Here is a 17422-nt window from a genome sequence, read left to right as displayed (position 1 = left end):
GAACCGGCACGCGCAAGCGACTGAACAAATGAGGATGTTCCGGAAATGATCGATGAGGCGGCGGTTCGGGCGGCTTTAGCCGCATTTCGTACCCAGGACGACGCGGCTCTGCCGGAGTCGATGATCGACAGCGTCGCGGTGCGCGACGGCATGGTGCAGGTGGCGCTCGGGGTCGCGAAAACGGCGGCGGAACGGCTGGAACCGTTGCGGCTGCGGCTGGAGCAGCATCTGGCCGCGCTGAAGGGCGTGCGGAACGCGACGGTGATGTTCACCGCACCGCGCGCACCTGCTGCCGGTGGCCACCAGCACGGCGCGGCTGCGTCCCCCCCGCCCGCGCTGCTGACCCAGGTGAAATCGATCATTGCCGTGGCGTCGGGCAAGGGCGGCGTCGGTAAATCCACGGTTGCGGTCAATCTCGCGGTCTCGCTGGCCGCCAAGGGCATGAGCGTCGGGCTGCTGGATGCCGATATCTACGGACCCTCGCTGCCGCGAATGCTGGGGACCAGGGGCAAACCGGAACTGCTCGGCAACAAGCTGGTGCCGATCGATGCCTGGGGCCTGAAGGCGATTTCGATCGGCCACGTCGTCGCCGAGGAAACCGCGATGGTCTGGCGTGGCCCGATGGTCCTCAACGCCCTGATGCAGTTGATGACCGGGGTGGAATGGCCGGCACTCGACGTCATGGTGATCGACCTGCCGCCGGGAACCGGGGATATCCAGCTGACTCTGGCGCAGCGACTGAAACTGACCGGTGCGGTGGTGGTCTCGACCCCGCAGGATATCGCCCTGCTCGATGCGCGGCGCGGGGTTTCGATGTTCCAGCAGGTCCGGGTTCCGGTGCTGGGCATCGTCGAGAACATGAGCTTCTTCTGCTGCCCCAATTGCGGTACCCGTACCGAGATTTTCGGCCATGGCGGGGCGCGGACCGAAGCGGCGCGGATCGGTGTGCCGTTTCTCGGCGAAGTGCCGCTCCTGCCGGCGATCCGCGCGACCTCGGACGAAGGCACGCCGATCGCCGTGAGCGCACCGCAGAGCGAGGCCGGGCAGGCGTTCGCGGCAGTGGCCGATGCCGTGGCCGCGCAGATGGGTGGGGTTCGGACCGCCGGGCCCCGTATCGTGATCGAATGAGGCGATGGCGGCGATCGGGTTCTATCATCTGACCCGGACCGGGGTGGCCGAAGCCATCGCGCCGTTGCTGGGGCGCACGCTCGGGTCCGGCGCGCGAGCGGTCGTGCGCGGGGCCGATCCGGCATCGATCGCGACTCTCGATGATGCTTTGTGGCGAGCCGCGTCACCGGACTGGTTGCCTCATGGCACGGCGGCCATGGGCTTCGGTGCGGACCAGCCGATCTGGCTCACCGATGGCGATGATGTGCCGAACGGTGCCCGGTTTCTGTTTCTGGTGGGGGGCGCGGATGAGACAATCGTATCCGGTTTCAACCGGTTCGATCGGGTGTTCGACCTGTTCGACGGCAATGATCAGGCGGCGGTCATTGGGGCGCGGGCGCGCTGGGCGGCGGCAAAGGTGGCGGGGCATGGCCTGACCTACTGGCAGCAGACGGAACGGGGCTGGGTGCAGAAATCTTGACCGGATCTTAACATTTTCCGGCGATAGTGACGTTGGACGGCAAGAGGGTCAGATGTCGGTTTCAACGGCTGAAATTCTGTTCGATCAAGGCAACGCGTATGCTGGCTCCGGCGATGATCTGGCGGCGGCGGCGGCGTTTGGGGATTGCGTCGCGCTGTCACCCATGCACCCGGGCGCGCTGCGCAACTGGGCCAACGCCTTACGCGCCACGGGTCAGGATGATGCGGCGATCGCGGCATTTCAGCGCTATCTTGCGCTGGTACCAGGTGATGTCGATGCCCGGTTCGCGCTGGGAACCGCTCTGATGCAATCGGATCGCCTGATCGAGGCGGTACAGGCATATGTCGCGTGCGTGCGCCAGGCACCGGATTTCGGTGCAGCCTATGTCAATCTGGCCGGCGCTCTGCGCGGGTTGGGGGTGCTGGATCATGCGACGCAGATGGCCGTGACCGCAGTGCATCTGATGCCGGAGAATATCGATGCACTGGCCTGTCTGGCCGGGCTGCATTTCGATGCCGGTGGTTTCGAAGCCGCAATCGAGTTGTACGGGCGGGCGCTCGCTCTGGCACCGGGTCACGCCGGGTTGCTGAGCAGCCTTGCGAATGCGCTGCACGGGGCAGGAGCCATCGAGGCGGCGCTATTGTTGCACGAGCGGGCTTATGCGGTGGCACCGGAGATCCCGGATTATAGGCATAACCGGGCGTTGTGCCTGCTGGCGGCAGGTGATTTCGAACGGGGCTGGGCGGAATACGAGTGGCGGTTGAGGCGAACACGGGCGCTGCGAAGCCTGCCGGATCGGGGGGCGGCGTGGCGCGGCGAGCCCATCGCCGGTCGCACGATTCTGCTTTATGCCGAGCAGGGGCTGGGCGATACGATTCAGTTCATACGCTATGTTCCCCTGGTTGCCGCGCTTGGCGCGCACGTGGTGCTCGCGGTGCCTCCGACACTCGTGCGCCTGGCAGCGGCGATGCCGATGCCAGGGGGCAGTGTCGAGGTGATTGCGCTGGAGGGAGTGGCACGTGAGCTGGACATGGATTTCGATCTGCACTGCCCGCTCATGAGCCTGCCCTGGTGTTTCGGAACGCGGTGGAATACGATACCCGCGACGGTTCCTTACATTACAGCCCCTCGACACGAAGCTCCAACAGGGTTCACGCAATGGGTCGGCGCTCGTGGGCAGGAGCCGCGCCCGCTGGTCGGCGTGGTCTGGGCGGGCGGGAGCCATCGTGATGATGTCGAGTCGATGCTGATCGACCGGCGGCGATCATTGCCGGTAACCGCGCTCGCCGCCCTCGCGGAGGTGGATGGCGTGCGATTCGTGAGTCTGCAGAAGGACCCTGAGATCTGGCCGGATTGGCAGGGCCTGTTCGATCCGATGGAGGAATCGAAAGATTTCATGGATACCGCGGCGATCGTGGCACGGCTCGATCTGGTCATCACAGTCGATACCGCCGTCGCGCATCTGGCCGGAGCGATGGGTAAAACGGTCTGGATGATCTCGCGTTTCGACGGATGCTGGCGGTGGGGACATCGTCAAGTCGACACGCCCTGGTATCCCACGATGCGGATCTTCCGGCAGCAGCGCGACCTCGATTGGACCCTCGTGGTGGCAGACCTGGCCGCCGCCCTGCAAGAGTTCGCGCGGAATTATCGCTCCGGTGCCCCTGTTATTTCAACCGATGTCGGGGCCAAGTTTACGATGGCATAAACCACTACAGGCACGTCGTCCCGTTTCGGATTACATGCGCGCGACAGGACGGCTCGATGCTGTTGGGTCAGGATAGGGTCGCGTCCCCTTGGGTGGTGTAGGAGCTGTGGGTAAGTAGCCCGCCGGAGCGACCGGGCAACGAGTCTGGCGCAGGCGGGCTACTTATCCACAGCGGTGGTCATCGTCGGTCTTCGGTTATGGTTGGAATTGCAACCGACCAACAAAGATCCGAGGAGATCCGAACGATGACCGACCCCACAATGGCCCTTCGCGCGCTGCTGGAGAAGAGCTCCGACACCGATTTGTTGCGCGAGATGGTGGGCTTTACGGCCCAACGGCTGATGGAGCTGGAAGCGGAAAGCCTGACCGGCGCGCCCTATGGCAAACGCAGCGACGAGCGGGTCAACCAGCGCAACGGGTATCGCGACCGGACCTGAGAAACCCGGGCCGGAACGATCGAGTTGCGCCTGCCCAAGTTGCGCCACGGCAGTTATTTCCCGGCTTTTCTTGAGCCCCGTCGGATCGCCGAGAAGGCGCTGGCCGCCGTAATCCAGGAGGCCTATATCCAGGGCGTCTCGACCCGCTCGGTCGATGAACTCGTGCAATCCTTCGGCATGAGCGGGATCAGCAAAAGCTAGGTCTCACGCCTGTGCGGCGAGATCGACGACAAGATCAACGATTTTCTGAACCGTCCCCTTGAGGGCGACTGGCCGTATGTGTGGCGGAGGGGCGCAAGGTTCCAGTCGTGCGAAGCGCGGCTGGAAACGCCCCGGAGGTTGGATGCCACCTATCTGAAGGTGCGCGAGGCCGGCCGGATCGTCTCGGTCGCCGTCACCATCGCAACCGGCGTCAATGGTGATGGCCGTCGCGAGGTCCTCGGCATGGCGATCGGTGCGTCGGAGGCGGAAACGTTCTGGACCGAATTCCTCCGCAGCCTCGCCCGGCGCGGTCTGCGCGGCGTCAAGCTGGTGATCTCGGATGCCCATGAGGGTCTGAAGGCCGCCATCGCCAAAGTGCTGCACGCCACCTGGCAGCGATGCCGTGTCCATATGATGCGCAACCTGCTGGCCCATGCCGGCCGCCAGGGGCGTAGCGTTGTCGCCGCTTTCGTTGGTACCGCCTTTGCCCAGGACGATGCCGCCAGTGCTCACTGCGGCGGCTCCGGTTTTTTGGACAGTTGTTTAAGCTAAGGCTGGCCGGTCGAGAGAGGAGCCAGAGATGGGTGTAAAGAGGAAGCAGCACGGGGCGGAATTCAAAGCTCGTGTGGCGATGGCGGCGCTGTCGGGGGAGAAGACCCTGGCGGAGTTGTCGGCTGAATTTGGGGTTCATGCGACGATGATCAGCGCGTGGAAGCAGGAGTTGGTGAAGCGCGCAGGGGAATTATTCGAGCGCGGCAACAAGGCGGCCGTTGCCGAGGACGCACAGAAGATGATCGATGATCTGCACCGCAAGATCGGCCAGTTGCAGGTTGAACGGGATTTTCTTGCCGGGCAGCCCGCCATCTCCCGACTGCTGAGAGGCGGGCGATGATCGCGCCGAATGCGGAGCTGTCCATCAACCGGCAATGCGCCCTTCTGGGTGTTGCGCGCAGCAGTTTTTATCATCGTCCGCAGGCGGAGCCGGCGGAAGAGCTCGATCTGCTGGCCCGTCTTGAGCGGATTTTCACCGATTATCCGGTCTACGGCAGCCGCCGGTTGCAGGTAGCGTTGGGGCGAGAGGGAATTTCGGTCGGTCGCCGGCGGATACGGCGCTTGATGAAAAAACTCGGCCTCTGCGCGGTCCGGCCAAAGCCCGACACAAGCAAGCCCAACCACGAGCACAAGATCTACCCCTATCTGCTGCGCGACAAGGTGATCGACCGGTCCAATCAGGTCTGGTCAACCGACATCACCTACATCCCAATGCGTCAGGGGTTTCTGTACCTGGTCGTGATCTTGGACTGGTCGACCCGGAGGGTTCTGGCATGGCGGTTGTCCAATACGCTCACGGTGGGGTTCTGCATCAAGGCGCTGCGTGAGGCGCTGGCGCGGTTCAGCAGGCCAGAGATTTTCAACTCCGACCAGGGATCGCAGTTCACCAGCGAGGAGTTCACCAAGGTGCTGCGCGAGCACGGCGTGCAGATCAGCATGGACGGGCGCGGGCGCTGTCACGACAATATCTTCGTCGAGCGGCTCTGGTGGACGGTAAAGCATGAGTGGGTCTACCTGCGTCCGGCTGCGACCGGCATTGAACAAAAGCGCAGCCTGAGCGAATTCTTCGACTGGTATAATCGGCGACGACCGCACCAGGCGTTGAACTGGCAGACGCCGGACGAGGCATATTTCGGGTCGACCGCTGCGGCCATGGCGAAGGCGGCGTAACCCGATGGAGGCGAGACGCTGTGAATTTGTGGACAGTCGGCTGCGCCGATCCCCGCCTGACCGCGAAGACGCGGTCCCCTGTGGACAAGCCCGGGAAAACGAAGCGTGTTTTCCCAGCCTTGTCCACAGGTCGGCGGCTGCCCACAAGCTTCACAGCGCCACAGCCGCCAGAAGGATTGATTCTAAATTTATTTCCGGGGATCATGTTCACCACAAACCGGGAAACAAGCTTTAGCTTATTCTCCCCCGGAACCTGTCCAACCTACCGGCACCACCGCAAGTATTCCATTTATCGATGCCATTGCGCTTCCCCTCACCGTGGGCGTTCTCGCCGTTACCGCAGCTGAGGTATTGCGTGCGCACGAGGCTTCCGAGTCGCAGCTTTCAAGCCGCGATACGGCGAAACCATCCGTCGACTGCGCCGAAGCAATCCCCTGCTTCGAAACGCCGAAGGGCCAGAGCACCAAGGATATGGCGCAGCAACTCAAGGACCAGCAGGACACGATCAACGATCAGTCTCCTGAAGAGATGCAAAAGCGGCTCGACGAGGCCGATTCGCGGAGACAAACAACAGGGAGTTATCGGCCTGAAGGCGATGCCAACGCGAGAGAGAATGCGTGCAGTAATTACCAAACTGACAGGCAAGCTGAATTGGAGTCCCAATTCCAGGAGGAGGGCTTAACTCCGGAAGAAGCTGCGAAAGAAGCAGCCACCCAAACAGCAAAGGAAATGGCAGGGATGGACGCGACCCACGCTCTCGACGCGATTGCCGGCGGGGCGCAGGGAGATAGCCTTACCATGGCGAATAGGTCGATCAATAGATCGATCGGGGCACAATGGAAATCACGAGTGAAGGCGCTCAAAAAAGCAGTCAAGCAAGCGCTGAAAAGAGGTGATAAGCATATGGATGTTAAACTCGAACCGTGCGAGGATGAGCCAGAATCATGACCAATATTAACGCAAATTTCGAATATTGCATCAAAAAATTCGGTCCACCCAAAGACGGTGAAACTGTACCGACGGAAATTCGAGAAACATACCGCGGCAAGGTGCCCCAGTCATTGCTAGACTTTTGGGATGTTTATGGTACTGGCCTCTGGCTCGATGGAAAATTCCAGCTAGTTCGTCCAGACCGATATCAAAGTTTGGTTGATATGCTATTCGAAGGCGACCCGGACTTTCCACCAGGGCAGTCCGTTCTGATTGGATATACAGCCTTTGGTACGCTCATGATTTGGAACGATAAGAATTATTTTTTAAGAACTGATCTTGTTGATAAGGTGGCATTTACAAGACACGTTAGCCCCAAACATCCTATGTTAGACGGCGATAGAAATCTTCCTACAACTCTTTCTAATATTGATGGTGACGGATATGATTACATCGAGCACACTGATGCGGCGAAGCCTTTATTCGCCCGCGCGATGAAAAAATGTGGGAAGCTCGCCTATGGCGAGTGCTACGGTTTCGTCCCCGCAGTTGGATTGGGCGGCCGAGGTGTGCTTGACGAAGTGAACAAGGTCCGGGCGGCCGAGCATTTTGCGATCATCGGACAACTCGAACCGATCCAACTCCGTTACATGGATACCGAAAAGCGAAAAATCGTGGTTCTAAGGGAAATTGGTGCGCCTCAGAGTGTCGCCCTGCCGTCAGAATAGCGCCAAGTACGACATATGAGCGCGGCAAGCGAGGTGCCCAGCAGATTTGCACTCAACGGCTCCCACGCTAACCGGTCACCAGATCGGCGCGGACCTGTTTTTGCCGAGCATGGCGACGCAGGAATTCCTCTCCTGCCTGTCGAAACCGGAGATCGAGACAGTCGCGGCCGCGAACGGGATCATGCCCCGACCGACCGGAAAGGCCACCCGCGCCGCCGTGGTCGATCGGTTCAAGACCGAACGCTTCGTCTTATCCCGCAGCAAACTTCGCTCTGTCGCAGGACGAATTGACCAAGCTGGCGGAGACACAGGCAGGCCTTGCCGGGGCGAATGACGACGAGGCTTCCCGAGGGTCCGACCGAGGCTGAAGATGACGCCGAAGACGAGCCGGCTCTCGGTGCAGCACCCGAAGCCCAATCACCCAGCCAGTCGGAGCAGATGGCGGCGGAATAACGCCGCTCTCTCACCATCAACGGGCCGGGCGGGACAGACCGCCCGGTCCAAGCCGGGGAGCAACCGAATCTGCCTGACCCTGGCCGCGAGATCACAGAAGCTCACGACGGGATGCTGCGGTTGAAGAACCGGGAAGACGGACCCGGTGCCGAGGTGATCATGACGCTGAAGTGTTGAGCAACAGAGTCAGAAAAGTTGCGGCACCAATATTTATTTGTTACAGATAGATAGCGCATCCCAGAATGCAGACGTCAACAAAAGTCATCGAGAGGAAACCGCCGAGATGAGCACCGCTCTTCATATGAGGCCCGATCCTACTTTCTACCCTTCGGCACGTCTGGCGATGGAAGCCAAGGCTGAGACGATCGGGTACGTTGCGCTTTTGAGCAAGGACAATACCAAACCCGATGCGTTGGCCGTTGTAGATCTCGATCCCACATCGAGCCGGTTTGGCACCGTGCTAAATAAACTTGTGCTCCCTTATATCGGGGACGAACTCCATCATTATGGGTGGAGCGCTTGTAGCGCGTCTCTGTGTCCCACGAGCGGCCATGCCTTTAGCGAAAGACGCTATTTGGTTGTGCCCGGTATCCGCTCTTCACGTATCTATATCATCGATACCAAGCCCGACCCTCGGACACCGAAAATCGCAAAGATCATTGAGCCTGAGGAACTGAAGCGCAAAACCGGCTATTCACGGCCGCACACCGTTCATTGCGGGCCGGAGGGCGTCTATATCAGCACGCTCGGCGGCAAAGGAATCGCGGGGGACGAGAGTCCTGCGGGTGTGTTCATTCTGGACTGTGATAGCTTTGAGATCCGCGGCCAGTGGGAAATCGACCGGGGTGACCAATTCGCCCACTACGATTTCTGGTGGAACATGCCCCACGATTATATGGTTTCCAGCGAGTGGGGACTTCCTCCACTGTTCGAGAATGGCGTGGTGCCGGAAGCTCTGATGAGCGGCAAGTATGGCCACAAGCTTCACTTTTGGGATTTGCGGGGACGGCGCCATATCCAGAGCATCGATCTGGGTGCCAACCATCAAATGGCGCTCGAAATCCGTCCTGCCCACGAACCGACCAAGGATTACGGGTTCCTGGGGGTCGTGATCGACAATACCAACCTCGAAGGGTCGATCTGGACCTGGTGGCGCGAAGGCGGCAAATTCCATGCGAAAAAGACGGCTATCATTCCGCCGGAACCGGCTGACCCCGAGCTTCTGCCGGACATGCTGAAGCCGTTTGGGGCGGTTCCGCCGCTGATCACCGATATCGATCTCTCACTCGATGACCGATTCTTGTACGTTGCGTGCTGGGGAACCGGGGAGTTGCGGCAATACGACGTCAGCGACCCGATGGCCCCGAAGCACACCGGATCGGTGCGGGCCGGCGGCATTGCGGCGCGCAAACCCCATGCTTCGGGCGCCCCCTTCCACGGTGGCCCGCAAATGCTGGAAATCAGCCGCGACGGCAAGCGGATCTATTTCACCAATTCGCTCTACAGCACATGGGACACACAATTTTATCCAAGCGATGTGCCCGGGCAGATGGTAATGTGCCATGTCGATGACGCGGGCGGCCTGAGGCTCGACCCCGAGTTCAGGATTGAATTTGGTGCCGACTATGGCGCACATCAGGTCAGGCTCGAAGGCGGGGATTGTTCGACGGAAAGTTTCTGTTTCGCCTCCGTCTGAGTGACCGCACGATGATGGACCTGCGCCTGCTGTGGTTGATGGCAATCGTCATGGGTGTCTATCAGGGCTTTAATCCGCCGATCGCTTGGTTGCGCGCTGTCGGAAACGGCCTTGAGGCGCGGTCGAGCCGCGCGGTCCTGCGCACGACCTCGTGCCTTGCATTTGGCCATTTCATGTCGATGGTGGTGTTCCTGGTGCCGATTGCAATTGTCGTAGCGGAACTCCCGGCATCCGTCCTGTCGATGCAGACAATAATGCGGGTCGGCTGGGCGCTCAGCCTGACATTGATCGGTTTCGGGGTATTTAAGGTGTTACGACCGCATCATCCCCGGTTCATTGCCCGAATTCGACCGGACCAGCCGATACGGTGGTCATTCTGCATGGGGATCGTCCATTGCGGATCGCCTGTCATGATGGTGCCGGCGCTGATCAGTCTGATCACGGCGGGTGCGTGGATCTCAACGTTTCACATGTCTTCCACGGCGAAGCTGGCTGGTGCGACCATGGTGGCTTTGATATTGAGTGGCACAATGAGCCTGGCGCTGTTCTTTACCGGATCAGTGGTTGCGGTTGCTGTATACCGCCGGCTCGGTTTGCGGGCGATTACGCGCTACTGGATAAATCTTGATCTTGGCTGGGCGCTGATGTTCATTGCGATGGGCCTAATGGGCCTTTTGATGGGGTAGTCTGTAAGGCCCTCATAAGATACGTCATGATCACAACTTGACGGCGCCCTCTCAGGTCAGGAACCGCAGAATAAGCTTGATCATCCGCCTCACACGGCGCGAGTAGGGCGGAAACAGCATCGGTGCCGCACTGAACCGGTCCTTCAACACGGCGCGCTCATGCGAAAATGCTCGGAAGCCATACTGCTCATGGGCACTGCCGATCCCCGAATTGTTGATGCCGCCGAACGGCAGGTTGGCGTGCAGATACTGCGCCATCACCGCGTTCACGCAAGATCCGCCGGCTGCGGTTTGCGCAATGATTCGCTCGACGGCGGCCGCATCGTGGGAAAACACATACAGCGCCAGCGGTTTCGGCTGTGCGTTGATCGCGCGGATCGGCTCGCCGATTTCGTCGAACGGCACGATCGGCAGCACCGGGCCAAAGATCTCCTCGTGCATGATCAAGGCATCCGCAGGCACGCTGGACAGCAAGGTCGGCGCAATGAACTTGTCCGCCGCGTCGTACACACCACCGACATGCACGATTGCGCCCCGGGCGCGCGCGTCCTCGATCAGCCGCCTGATCCGCTCGAAATGCTGCGGCGTGACGATCCGGCAGTAATCCGGGCTGCGGCCGCCCTCGCCATACATCGCGGCCAGATGCCGCAGCGCAGCCGCGATGAACGGCATCACGCTGTCCCGATGCACATAGGCATGATCGGGTGCGATGCAGGTCTGCCCGTTATTGGCGAACTTGCCCCAAACGATGCTGCGCGCCGCTTTGTCCAGATCGGCGGTCCGGTCCACGATCACCGGGCTCTTACCGCCCAGTTCCAGCGTGACCGAGGCGAGGTGCCGCGCAGCGGCCGCCATCACGATCCTGCCGACGGCCGGACTGCCCGTGAAAAACACATGATCGAACGGCAGGGCGAGCAGCGCAGTCGCCATTGCGGCGTCACCCTCGAACAGCGCGACCTCATCAGCCTCAAAACACGCCGCGACGATGGCGCCGATCAGCGCAGCCGTGCGCGGCGCGAATTCCGATGGTTTGATGATGGCGGTGCAGCCTGCCGCGATCGCTGAAACCAGCGGGCCGAGCGCGAGGTTGAATGGATAGTTCCACGGCGCGATGATCAGCGCGACCCCGCGCGGTTGTGCGCGCACGCTTGCCCTTGTTCCCCACATCACCCGCGTCGGGCGCACCCGGCGCGGCGCCATCCAGCCCGCCACATTACGGCAGGCATGCCGGATTTCCTGGATCACCGGCATCAGTTCCGACAGATCGACCTCAGCCTCCGGCTTGCGCAGATCTTCGTGCAATGCCTCATACAAGGCCGCACGCTGGCGAAAAATCTCCGCCTCGAGCCGTCGCAGCGTCGCAATCCGCACCGCCGCCGAGGAGGTCCGCAGCGCCAGCGCCCGCAGGCGCTGCCGCTCGAACACCGGGCCGATCGACTCCAACCCCGAAGCGCCGGCGATCACCACGCCACGGTCTGTCCCCGATAATCGAGATAGCGCAGCCCCGGCTTGCCGGCATGCGCGGTCAGCACATCGACCACGCGGGGAATACTCTCCTCGATCGCGAGCGACGCGCCCGGCCCGCCCATGTCCGTCCGCACCCAGCCGGGCGCGATGATCGCCATGCTCCGCGCATCCCCGTCATGACGGGCGGCGAAGCTGCGCATCAGCGTGTTCAGCGCCGCCTTGCTCGCCCGATACACTTCCCAGCCGCCGCCTGTGTTATCCGCAACGCTGCCCAACCCCGACGACATCACCGCGATGGTTCAACTCTGCGGCACCAGGCTTTCGAACGCCTCGACCGCGCGCATCGGGCTGAGCGCATTGGTCACCAGCGTGCGGGTGAAGCTCTCGGTGCTCACCGTCGCGATGGTTTCAGCCGCGCCGTTCGAAATCCCGGCGTTCACGAACAGCAGGTCGATCACCCTCCCCGCCAGCGTCGCGCGCAGCGCTTGCATCTGCGCCGGCTCGTTGATATCGGCCGGCTCAATCTCGAGTCGCCCCCCGGCAGTGGCGGCGAGCGCATGCAGCCCGGTACCCGCGGCACGGCGCACCGTGCCGATCACGTGCCAGCCGCGCGCCAGATAGGTCTCGGCCAGCGCAAGGCCAAGGCCGCGCGATGCTCCAATGATCAGCGCCGTCCCGGTCGGTGTCGAAGCAGCCATCAAATGATCCTTTTACCGTGCGGCAAACCGTTCAAGATCGAGAATACAGCGGATCAACCGGCTGTCCGGCTCGCGTAACTGCGCAATGATCGTGAAATGATCCGCATGGGCCACCGGCAGCAGCACGCCCGGCGCCTGGCTGGCGGCCCGGTGGGCATGAAAATCCCGGCTGCTATGGATCAGCGCCGGCAATTCCGCCGCGCCATAGGCAATCGCAAACTCCTTGTCCACCACGGGCAGCCGCAGCGGCGAGGCTTGCGTCAAATCATCATCGCTCAGGCGCAGATACTGGTTGAGATTGGTGTCGCGCAGCGGCCCAAGTTCATAAACCCCGGAAATCCCCATCCCTGCCGCGATCAGCGGATGATCGAGCGCCATCGCCGCCAGATGCCCCCCGGCCGACCAGCCCGACACGATCACCCGCCCCGCAATGCCATGCGCCGCGCCATGTGCCTGCAACCAGTCGAGTGCAGCACGGATCTGCGCCACAATCGCACTCACCGAAACCGCCGGTGCCAGATCATACCCCGGAACAGCGACCGACCAGCCATGCGCCGCAATGCCCGCGGCGAGGCACGCAAAATCCTGCCGCCGGTTCTTCCACCAATAGCCGCCATGAATGAACACGAGGCATGGCGCCGCCGGATCGGCCGCCGGATACAAATCCCACGCCGTCCGTTCACCCGGCTGATACGCCAGATCGAGCGCGCCGCCATTCGCCGCCCGATACGCCGCCGAAGCCTCGATCCGCTCCTGGTTCAGCGCCGCACTGTTCGCCACGGCATTGGTATTGTCATAAGCGGCGGACCGCTCCGCGGTACCAAGAGTCGACCAGATCGTGTCGGGGTTCTGCATCTTTGCTATCCTCGGTTGGCCGATCGCCACGTCGCCTGCGGTAAAACAAGTCTGCATCGCTCCACTGGCAATGACAAGCCGATCACGCCGACGATGGATGGGTCGGTGTTGACGACCGGCTTGAACTGACTATCTAAGTGACTAGAATAATCGCAGTGAGATTCCACGATGAACAGTTGGCCGGTACAGGATGCGAAAGCGCGATTTAGCGAGCTCCTTGACACATGCCTGAAATCAGGACCGCAGTTGGTAACGAAGCGGGGTGCTGAGATGGCCGTTTTGGTGCCTGTCCGGGAATGGAAACGGCTCCAGAGTGCCAGCAAACCGTCCCTGAAGGACCTGCTGCTTGCGCCCTCATCCCATGCGGAAATCCCAATTCCTGAACGAAATCGGTTCAAGCGCCGGCAGTCGCTTAGTCCGGACTGAAGTATGCAGTACCTCCTCGACACCAATGTTGTGTCCGAACTGCGACGCGTTCGGCCTCATGGGGCCGTTCTCAGATGGATTGAAGCTATACCCGCTGACGATCTTTTCCTATCAGCCGTCACCATCGGCGAGATACAGGCTGGTATCGAGATCACTCGTGAGCAGGACCCAGAAAAGGCGGCCGATATCGAAACATGGCTGGATCAGGTCGTGGACTCATACAATGTCGTGCCGATCAATGGTCCAGTGTTTCGCTGCTGGGCGAAACTGATGCATCGACAAAGCAACAACTTGATCGAGGATGGCCTGATCGCAGCGAGTGCAATAACTCATAATCTCGTTGTCGTAACTCGAAATGTAAAATACTTTGCAAATTTCAGAGTTAAGACATTGAATCCGTTTGAGCCTTTACTCGAACAGTAATTCTGCAATTAAACTCTGGCGGAACCGGAGTTCGTGAAATAGCAAGCAAAAATCAACAATATTTTAGATCGATTTCCATAATCTTGATTCTACGAAATTTGGAAGCGCGAAAAATCATCAAATATAGCTCGGAAGATAACCATAGGAACCCGTACCGCCAACTGATCTTTCCGTCTCTTTCCTTCCTGCGTCATTCCAGGTGAACCGGGCTGATCAGCCGGTCAAGGCCGCTCGCCGGGGCTCGCGCCGCCCAAGAGCGGTTCGGGCGCGGTAGTGCGCCCTCTGCCCTGACCGCCCGCCCGGCCCGATCCCAGAGGACCGCACACGAGGGACGCTGCCGGCACAGGCCGCCAGCCGCCCCGGTGAAATTAATCGCGACATCAACGGTAAGGAAGGTTTTTCTCCCTGATCCGGGGCCTGCGTCCCAGGGGTCGCTTCGGACGCGTGTTGGAAATAATGTGGTATGAGGTGCGGATGTATTGGCGAATGTCATCGTTCGGAAGGGAAGGTGTCCCGAAAAGCTGAAGCCAAGTTGCACCCCGGGATGCAAGATAAGGCGCAGGTCTAAGTCCAGGCGATTGCTTCAGGATCTCGTAGGGCATTTTCAGGTTGACGAGGGCAGCGGGTGTCCGTAGCGATTTGGCATGATCGACCTGAGCTTGATGTTGCCTTTGAAGGGGTATCGCTTTCCCCGATCGGTGATCGCGTATGCGGTCTGGAGCTATTACCGGTTCAACCTGAGCCTGCGGGACGTTGAAGATCTGCTGGCTGAACGGGGTGTGACGGTCAGCTACGAGACGATCCGGGTGTGGGTCGATCGGTTCGGACCACAGATGGCCTCACAGATCCGGCGCGACCGGCCGCCGGCAGGCAATAAATGGCACATCGACGAAATGGTAATCACCATCGGCGGTGAGCCGCGCTGGCTTTGGCGCGCCGTCGATGACCGGGGTGATGTGCTGGAAATCCTGGTCCAGAAACGCCCCAATGCCGATGCCGCCCGACGATTTCTCCGCAAGCTGATGCGCCGATGGGGGCAGCCGCGCGTCGTGGTGACCGACAAGCTGCGAAGCTACGACGTCGCATTCCGCACGGATTGCCGCAGTGCCGATCATCGATCCCATAAGCGGTTGAACAATCGGATCGAAGCTTCTCACCGCCATACAAGGCGACGAGAAAAGATCATGGGCCGGTTCAAGTCCGCCGGCCATGCCCAGAGATTTCTCGCCACCCACGACCAGATCGTCACCCTGTTCCGCCCGAAACGCCATCGCCTCTCCGCCCGATCATTCCGCCACAGCCGGGCCGACGCATTCTCGCTCTGGGCCGACTACACCGCCAACCTGGCCGCCTGATCAATCGGATCTCGTCAAATCGCGCCTCATCCGATCAACTTGACAATGCCGCCGACAGTAGCACCGGAGCGGTTTCAAACTGAAGAAGCCGCTCCGGAATAACTCTCAGATACCGGTATTCCGGCGCCTTCTGATCGCAAAACCCAGAAGAACCAGCCCGGTCCCAAGCAGGGCCAGACTGCCCGGCTCCGGCACGTTGATCTGATAATTGACCAAACCCGCCGCATTCGCGCCGCCACTTACTGGATCGTATTGATAGTCAAGCGTCGAAGTGCCCCCGGCATAATAGGTACCCAACGAGGTCGGCGCGGTCAGCGTCAGCGCATATGTGCCGCTCGCCTGATTGTTATTTTGAATCCCACTGGAATAAAGATTCGACTGGCCAGCCAAAGGTGACACGCCCGCAAGATACAACTGAATGATACAGTCGGGACAATAGCTCGTGTCCACCGTTCCGATCGACCAGTTACCCGTCAAGGTAAAGCTTTGCCCCGGCGCCACATAGACAGTGTCGGGACCGTTATCCGTGATCGTGAACTGTCGCCCGATCGTATCGTACGTCACGCTGGTCGCCGGCGTGTAAGCCCCGGCATGAGCCGAAACCGAAGCCGCCAACCCCGCGAAGGTCGCTAAAGCGATAAAGATTTTTCTCATCTGAGTCTCCTGATCTATGCCCAAATTCGTTGAGCAGTCCCGCCGCCACGACAAATCGGTCTGGCGCCGAAACGTCTAGCAATTTCTATGCCAGATCATGATTCCCTTAATTTTGAATGGGATGGGACGGTTCCAAAAAACAATGTGTAAAGAATCCTGACAAATCAGGCCGACTGAGGCCGGGTGCGCTGCGAGATTTCAGCCCCCGGTCATTGATGTTCTATCAAAGACGTGCCTGCGCCGCATGCATCGGCACCACATAATCCCGCGTCAAAGGCGCCAGTTCGACGCCAGCGGCCACACCGGAATCGACCCAGATCATCTCCTCGATCTCGGCATCCGGGCGTGCCGTCCCCGAAAGCGCCACCCGGAACAACTCCGCCCGCACCACATGCCCCGGCTCATTGGCTGCGTCCGCCTCGAAACAACCGAGATAAACCGCCTGCGCCGGATGCACCGCAACGCCAAGCTCCTCCCGCAACTCCCGCACCAGCGCGGTCACCGCATCCTCATCCGGCCCGATCTTGCCCCCCGGCTGCATGAAAGCGGACGTCCCGCGCTTTCGCACCAGCAGCATCCGCCCATCCGCCGCAATCAGCAGCGCGGCGGCAATATGAATGATCCGCGAAATCGGCAGGTCCGGCACGCCCCAACCATACCGAAGCCGCAACCCGCCCGCCATTGCCGAAATCCCCGCTTTCTCACCCCCCACCCCATGTGATTAATAGCGAGGGTGTCCAGCATCGCGCCCACTCACCCCCACCACCCCGTCGCCCAGTTCGTCCGGATCCTGCGGGATCTCGTGGTCAGCGTCGCGCGCAAAACCCCCAGCCCCACCATGTCGGACTTCACGGTCGAAATCCTCCTCCGCCACCTCGACTTCTTCATCCGCCGCCTCACCCGCGCCATCACCTCCTCCGGCACCCAACCCGGACCCACACCCAAACCCACACCCAGCCCAGCACCCAAACCCGCCCCGCCGCGCCCACGCCCCAACCCCAACACCACCCCGGGCATGATCATGCGCTGCCCTGCCTGGCTGCAGCACCTCACCCCGCGCTATCTGCCGGATGCCGCCGACGACATCGCCGCCGCCACCGCCGCGCTCACCGCCCTCCTCGCCGCCGAAGCCACCGCCGACCTCATCGCCCAAACCCCGAAATCCGCCCCCACGTTGCGCTCGCTCTGCCGCATGTTCGGCATCGCCCCGCCCTCATGGCTGCAACTGCCCAAACCCGTCCCGGAACCGAAACCACCCCGACCGCCCAAACCCCGCAAACCCCGCGACTACGGCTTCACCCTGGTCGGCATCTACGACACACCCTGCTGGAACTCATGGTCCCACCGCTGGCCCGGCCCCGCAAAAAAACCCGCCTGACCCGCCGCGCCGAGCCA

General features: G+C 61.1%; 16 protein-coding genes and 2 pseudogenes. 13 read left to right on the top strand and 5 right to left on the bottom strand.

Features of this window, described 5'->3' with window-relative positions:
• Window positions 1-45: 45 nt before the first annotated feature.
• From SIL87_RS19210 to SIL87_RS19170, 9 genes and pseudogenes are all read left to right on the top strand, one after another.
• Window positions 46-1128 carry an Mrp/NBP35 family ATP-binding protein gene (locus SIL87_RS19210; RefSeq protein WP_319615760.1) on the top strand — a complete coding sequence of 361 codons (1083 nt, stop codon included), beginning with the start codon at window positions 46-48 and terminating at the stop codon, window positions 1126-1128.
• A gap of 4 nt (window positions 1129-1132) precedes the next feature.
• A complete protein-coding gene (locus tag SIL87_RS19205) occupies window positions 1133-1588 on the top strand; it encodes a DNA polymerase III subunit chi (protein WP_319615759.1) in 456 nt (151 codons plus the stop codon).
• 52 nt (window positions 1589-1640) lie between these two features.
• Window positions 1641-3296: a tetratricopeptide repeat protein gene (locus SIL87_RS19200; protein ID WP_319615757.1), complete on the top strand. Its 1656-nt coding sequence runs from the start codon at window positions 1641-1643 to the stop codon at window positions 3294-3296.
• 245 nt (window positions 3297-3541) lie between these two features.
• Window positions 3542-4474 (top strand): annotated as a pseudogene (locus tag SIL87_RS19195) (transposase); the annotation flags it as partial.
• 40 nt (window positions 4475-4514) lie between these two features.
• A protein-coding gene (locus SIL87_RS19190) for an IS3 family transposase (protein ID WP_405055250.1) occupies window positions 4515-5656 on the top strand; the annotation gives its coding sequence in 2 pieces (ribosomal slippage) (window positions 4515-4782 and window positions 4782-5656; 1143 coding nt in all).
• 351 nt (window positions 5657-6007) lie between these two features.
• Window positions 6008-6604 (top strand): polymorphic toxin type 15 domain-containing protein, encoded by a 597-nt coding sequence (locus SIL87_RS19185; protein WP_319615753.1) that lies wholly within the window; start codon window positions 6008-6010, stop codon window positions 6602-6604.
• Entirely contained in the window at window positions 6601-7314 is a 714-nt protein-coding gene (locus SIL87_RS19180; RefSeq protein WP_319615752.1) for a GAD-like domain-containing protein, read from the top strand. The genes SIL87_RS19185 and SIL87_RS19180 overlap by 4 nt, the downstream gene beginning before the upstream one ends.
• Window positions 7315-8050: 736 nt before the next feature.
• Window positions 8051-9463, top strand: a complete 1413-nt coding sequence (locus SIL87_RS19175) for a selenium-binding protein SBP56-related protein (protein WP_319615751.1) — start codon at window positions 8051-8053, stop codon at window positions 9461-9463.
• A gap of 11 nt (window positions 9464-9474) precedes the next feature.
• Window positions 9475-10149 carry a hypothetical protein gene (locus SIL87_RS19170; RefSeq protein ID WP_319615750.1) on the top strand — a complete coding sequence of 225 codons (675 nt, stop codon included), beginning with the start codon at window positions 9475-9477 and terminating at the stop codon, window positions 10147-10149.
• A gap of 51 nt (window positions 10150-10200) precedes the next feature.
• Here SIL87_RS19170 and SIL87_RS19165 read toward each other — a convergent pair whose 3' ends face one another.
• The 3 genes and pseudogenes from SIL87_RS19165 to SIL87_RS19155 all read right to left on the bottom strand — a co-directional run bounded on the left by SIL87_RS19165 (window position 10201) and on the right by SIL87_RS19155 (window position 13169).
• Complete coding sequence (locus SIL87_RS19165; RefSeq protein ID WP_319615749.1) at window positions 10201-11616, bottom strand: aldehyde dehydrogenase family protein; 1416 nt, start codon at window positions 11614-11616, stop codon at window positions 10201-10203.
• A pseudogene (locus SIL87_RS19160) lies at window positions 11610-12314 on the bottom strand (SDR family NAD(P)-dependent oxidoreductase). The gene SIL87_RS19165 and the pseudogene SIL87_RS19160 overlap by 7 nt, the downstream one beginning before the upstream one ends.
• 12 nt (window positions 12315-12326) lie before the next feature.
• Window positions 12327-13169 carry an alpha/beta hydrolase gene (locus SIL87_RS19155; protein WP_319615748.1) on the bottom strand — a complete coding sequence of 281 codons (843 nt, stop codon included), beginning with the start codon at window positions 13167-13169 and terminating at the stop codon, window positions 12327-12329.
• A 168-nt stretch (window positions 13170-13337) separates the two neighbouring features.
• On the opposite strand from SIL87_RS19155, the gene SIL87_RS19150 reads away from it, so the two are divergent.
• From SIL87_RS19150 to SIL87_RS19140, 3 genes are all read left to right on the top strand, one after another.
• Window positions 13338-13595 carry a type II toxin-antitoxin system Phd/YefM family antitoxin gene (locus SIL87_RS19150; RefSeq protein ID WP_319615747.1) on the top strand — a complete coding sequence of 86 codons (258 nt, stop codon included), beginning with the start codon at window positions 13338-13340 and terminating at the stop codon, window positions 13593-13595.
• A 3-nt stretch (window positions 13596-13598) separates the two neighbouring features.
• A complete protein-coding gene (locus SIL87_RS19145; protein ID WP_319615745.1) occupies window positions 13599-14018 on the top strand; it encodes a type II toxin-antitoxin system VapC family toxin in 420 nt (139 codons plus the stop codon).
• 644 nt (window positions 14019-14662) lie between these two features.
• Window positions 14663-15373 carry an IS6 family transposase gene (locus tag SIL87_RS19140; RefSeq protein WP_405055249.1) on the top strand — a complete coding sequence of 237 codons (711 nt, stop codon included), beginning with the start codon at window positions 14663-14665 and terminating at the stop codon, window positions 15371-15373.
• Between the two features lie 105 nt (window positions 15374-15478).
• Here the strand turns inward: SIL87_RS19140 and SIL87_RS19135 are convergent, their stop codons facing one another.
• On the bottom strand, window positions 15479-16027 hold the full coding sequence (locus tag SIL87_RS19135; RefSeq protein ID WP_319615744.1) for a PEP-CTERM sorting domain-containing protein: 549 nt from the start codon (window positions 16025-16027) through the stop codon (window positions 15479-15481).
• 223 nt (window positions 16028-16250) lie between these two features.
• Window positions 16251-16709 (bottom strand): NUDIX hydrolase, encoded by a 459-nt coding sequence (locus tag SIL87_RS19130; RefSeq protein WP_319615743.1) that lies wholly within the window; start codon window positions 16707-16709, stop codon window positions 16251-16253.
• Window positions 16710-16760: 51 nt separating this feature from the next.
• On the opposite strand from SIL87_RS19130, the gene SIL87_RS19125 reads away from it, so the two are divergent.
• Window positions 16761-17405: a hypothetical protein gene (locus SIL87_RS19125; protein ID WP_319615742.1), complete on the top strand. Its 645-nt coding sequence runs from the start codon at window positions 16761-16763 to the stop codon at window positions 17403-17405.
• The last annotated feature ends 17 nt before the right edge of the window (window positions 17406-17422 follow it).

Source organism: Acidiphilium acidophilum, assembly GCF_033842475.1.
GTDB classification, from domain to species: domain Bacteria; phylum Pseudomonadota; class Alphaproteobacteria; order Acetobacterales; family Acetobacteraceae; genus Acidiphilium; species Acidiphilium acidophilum.
This window is presented reverse-complemented; position numbering and strand designations above follow the sequence as displayed.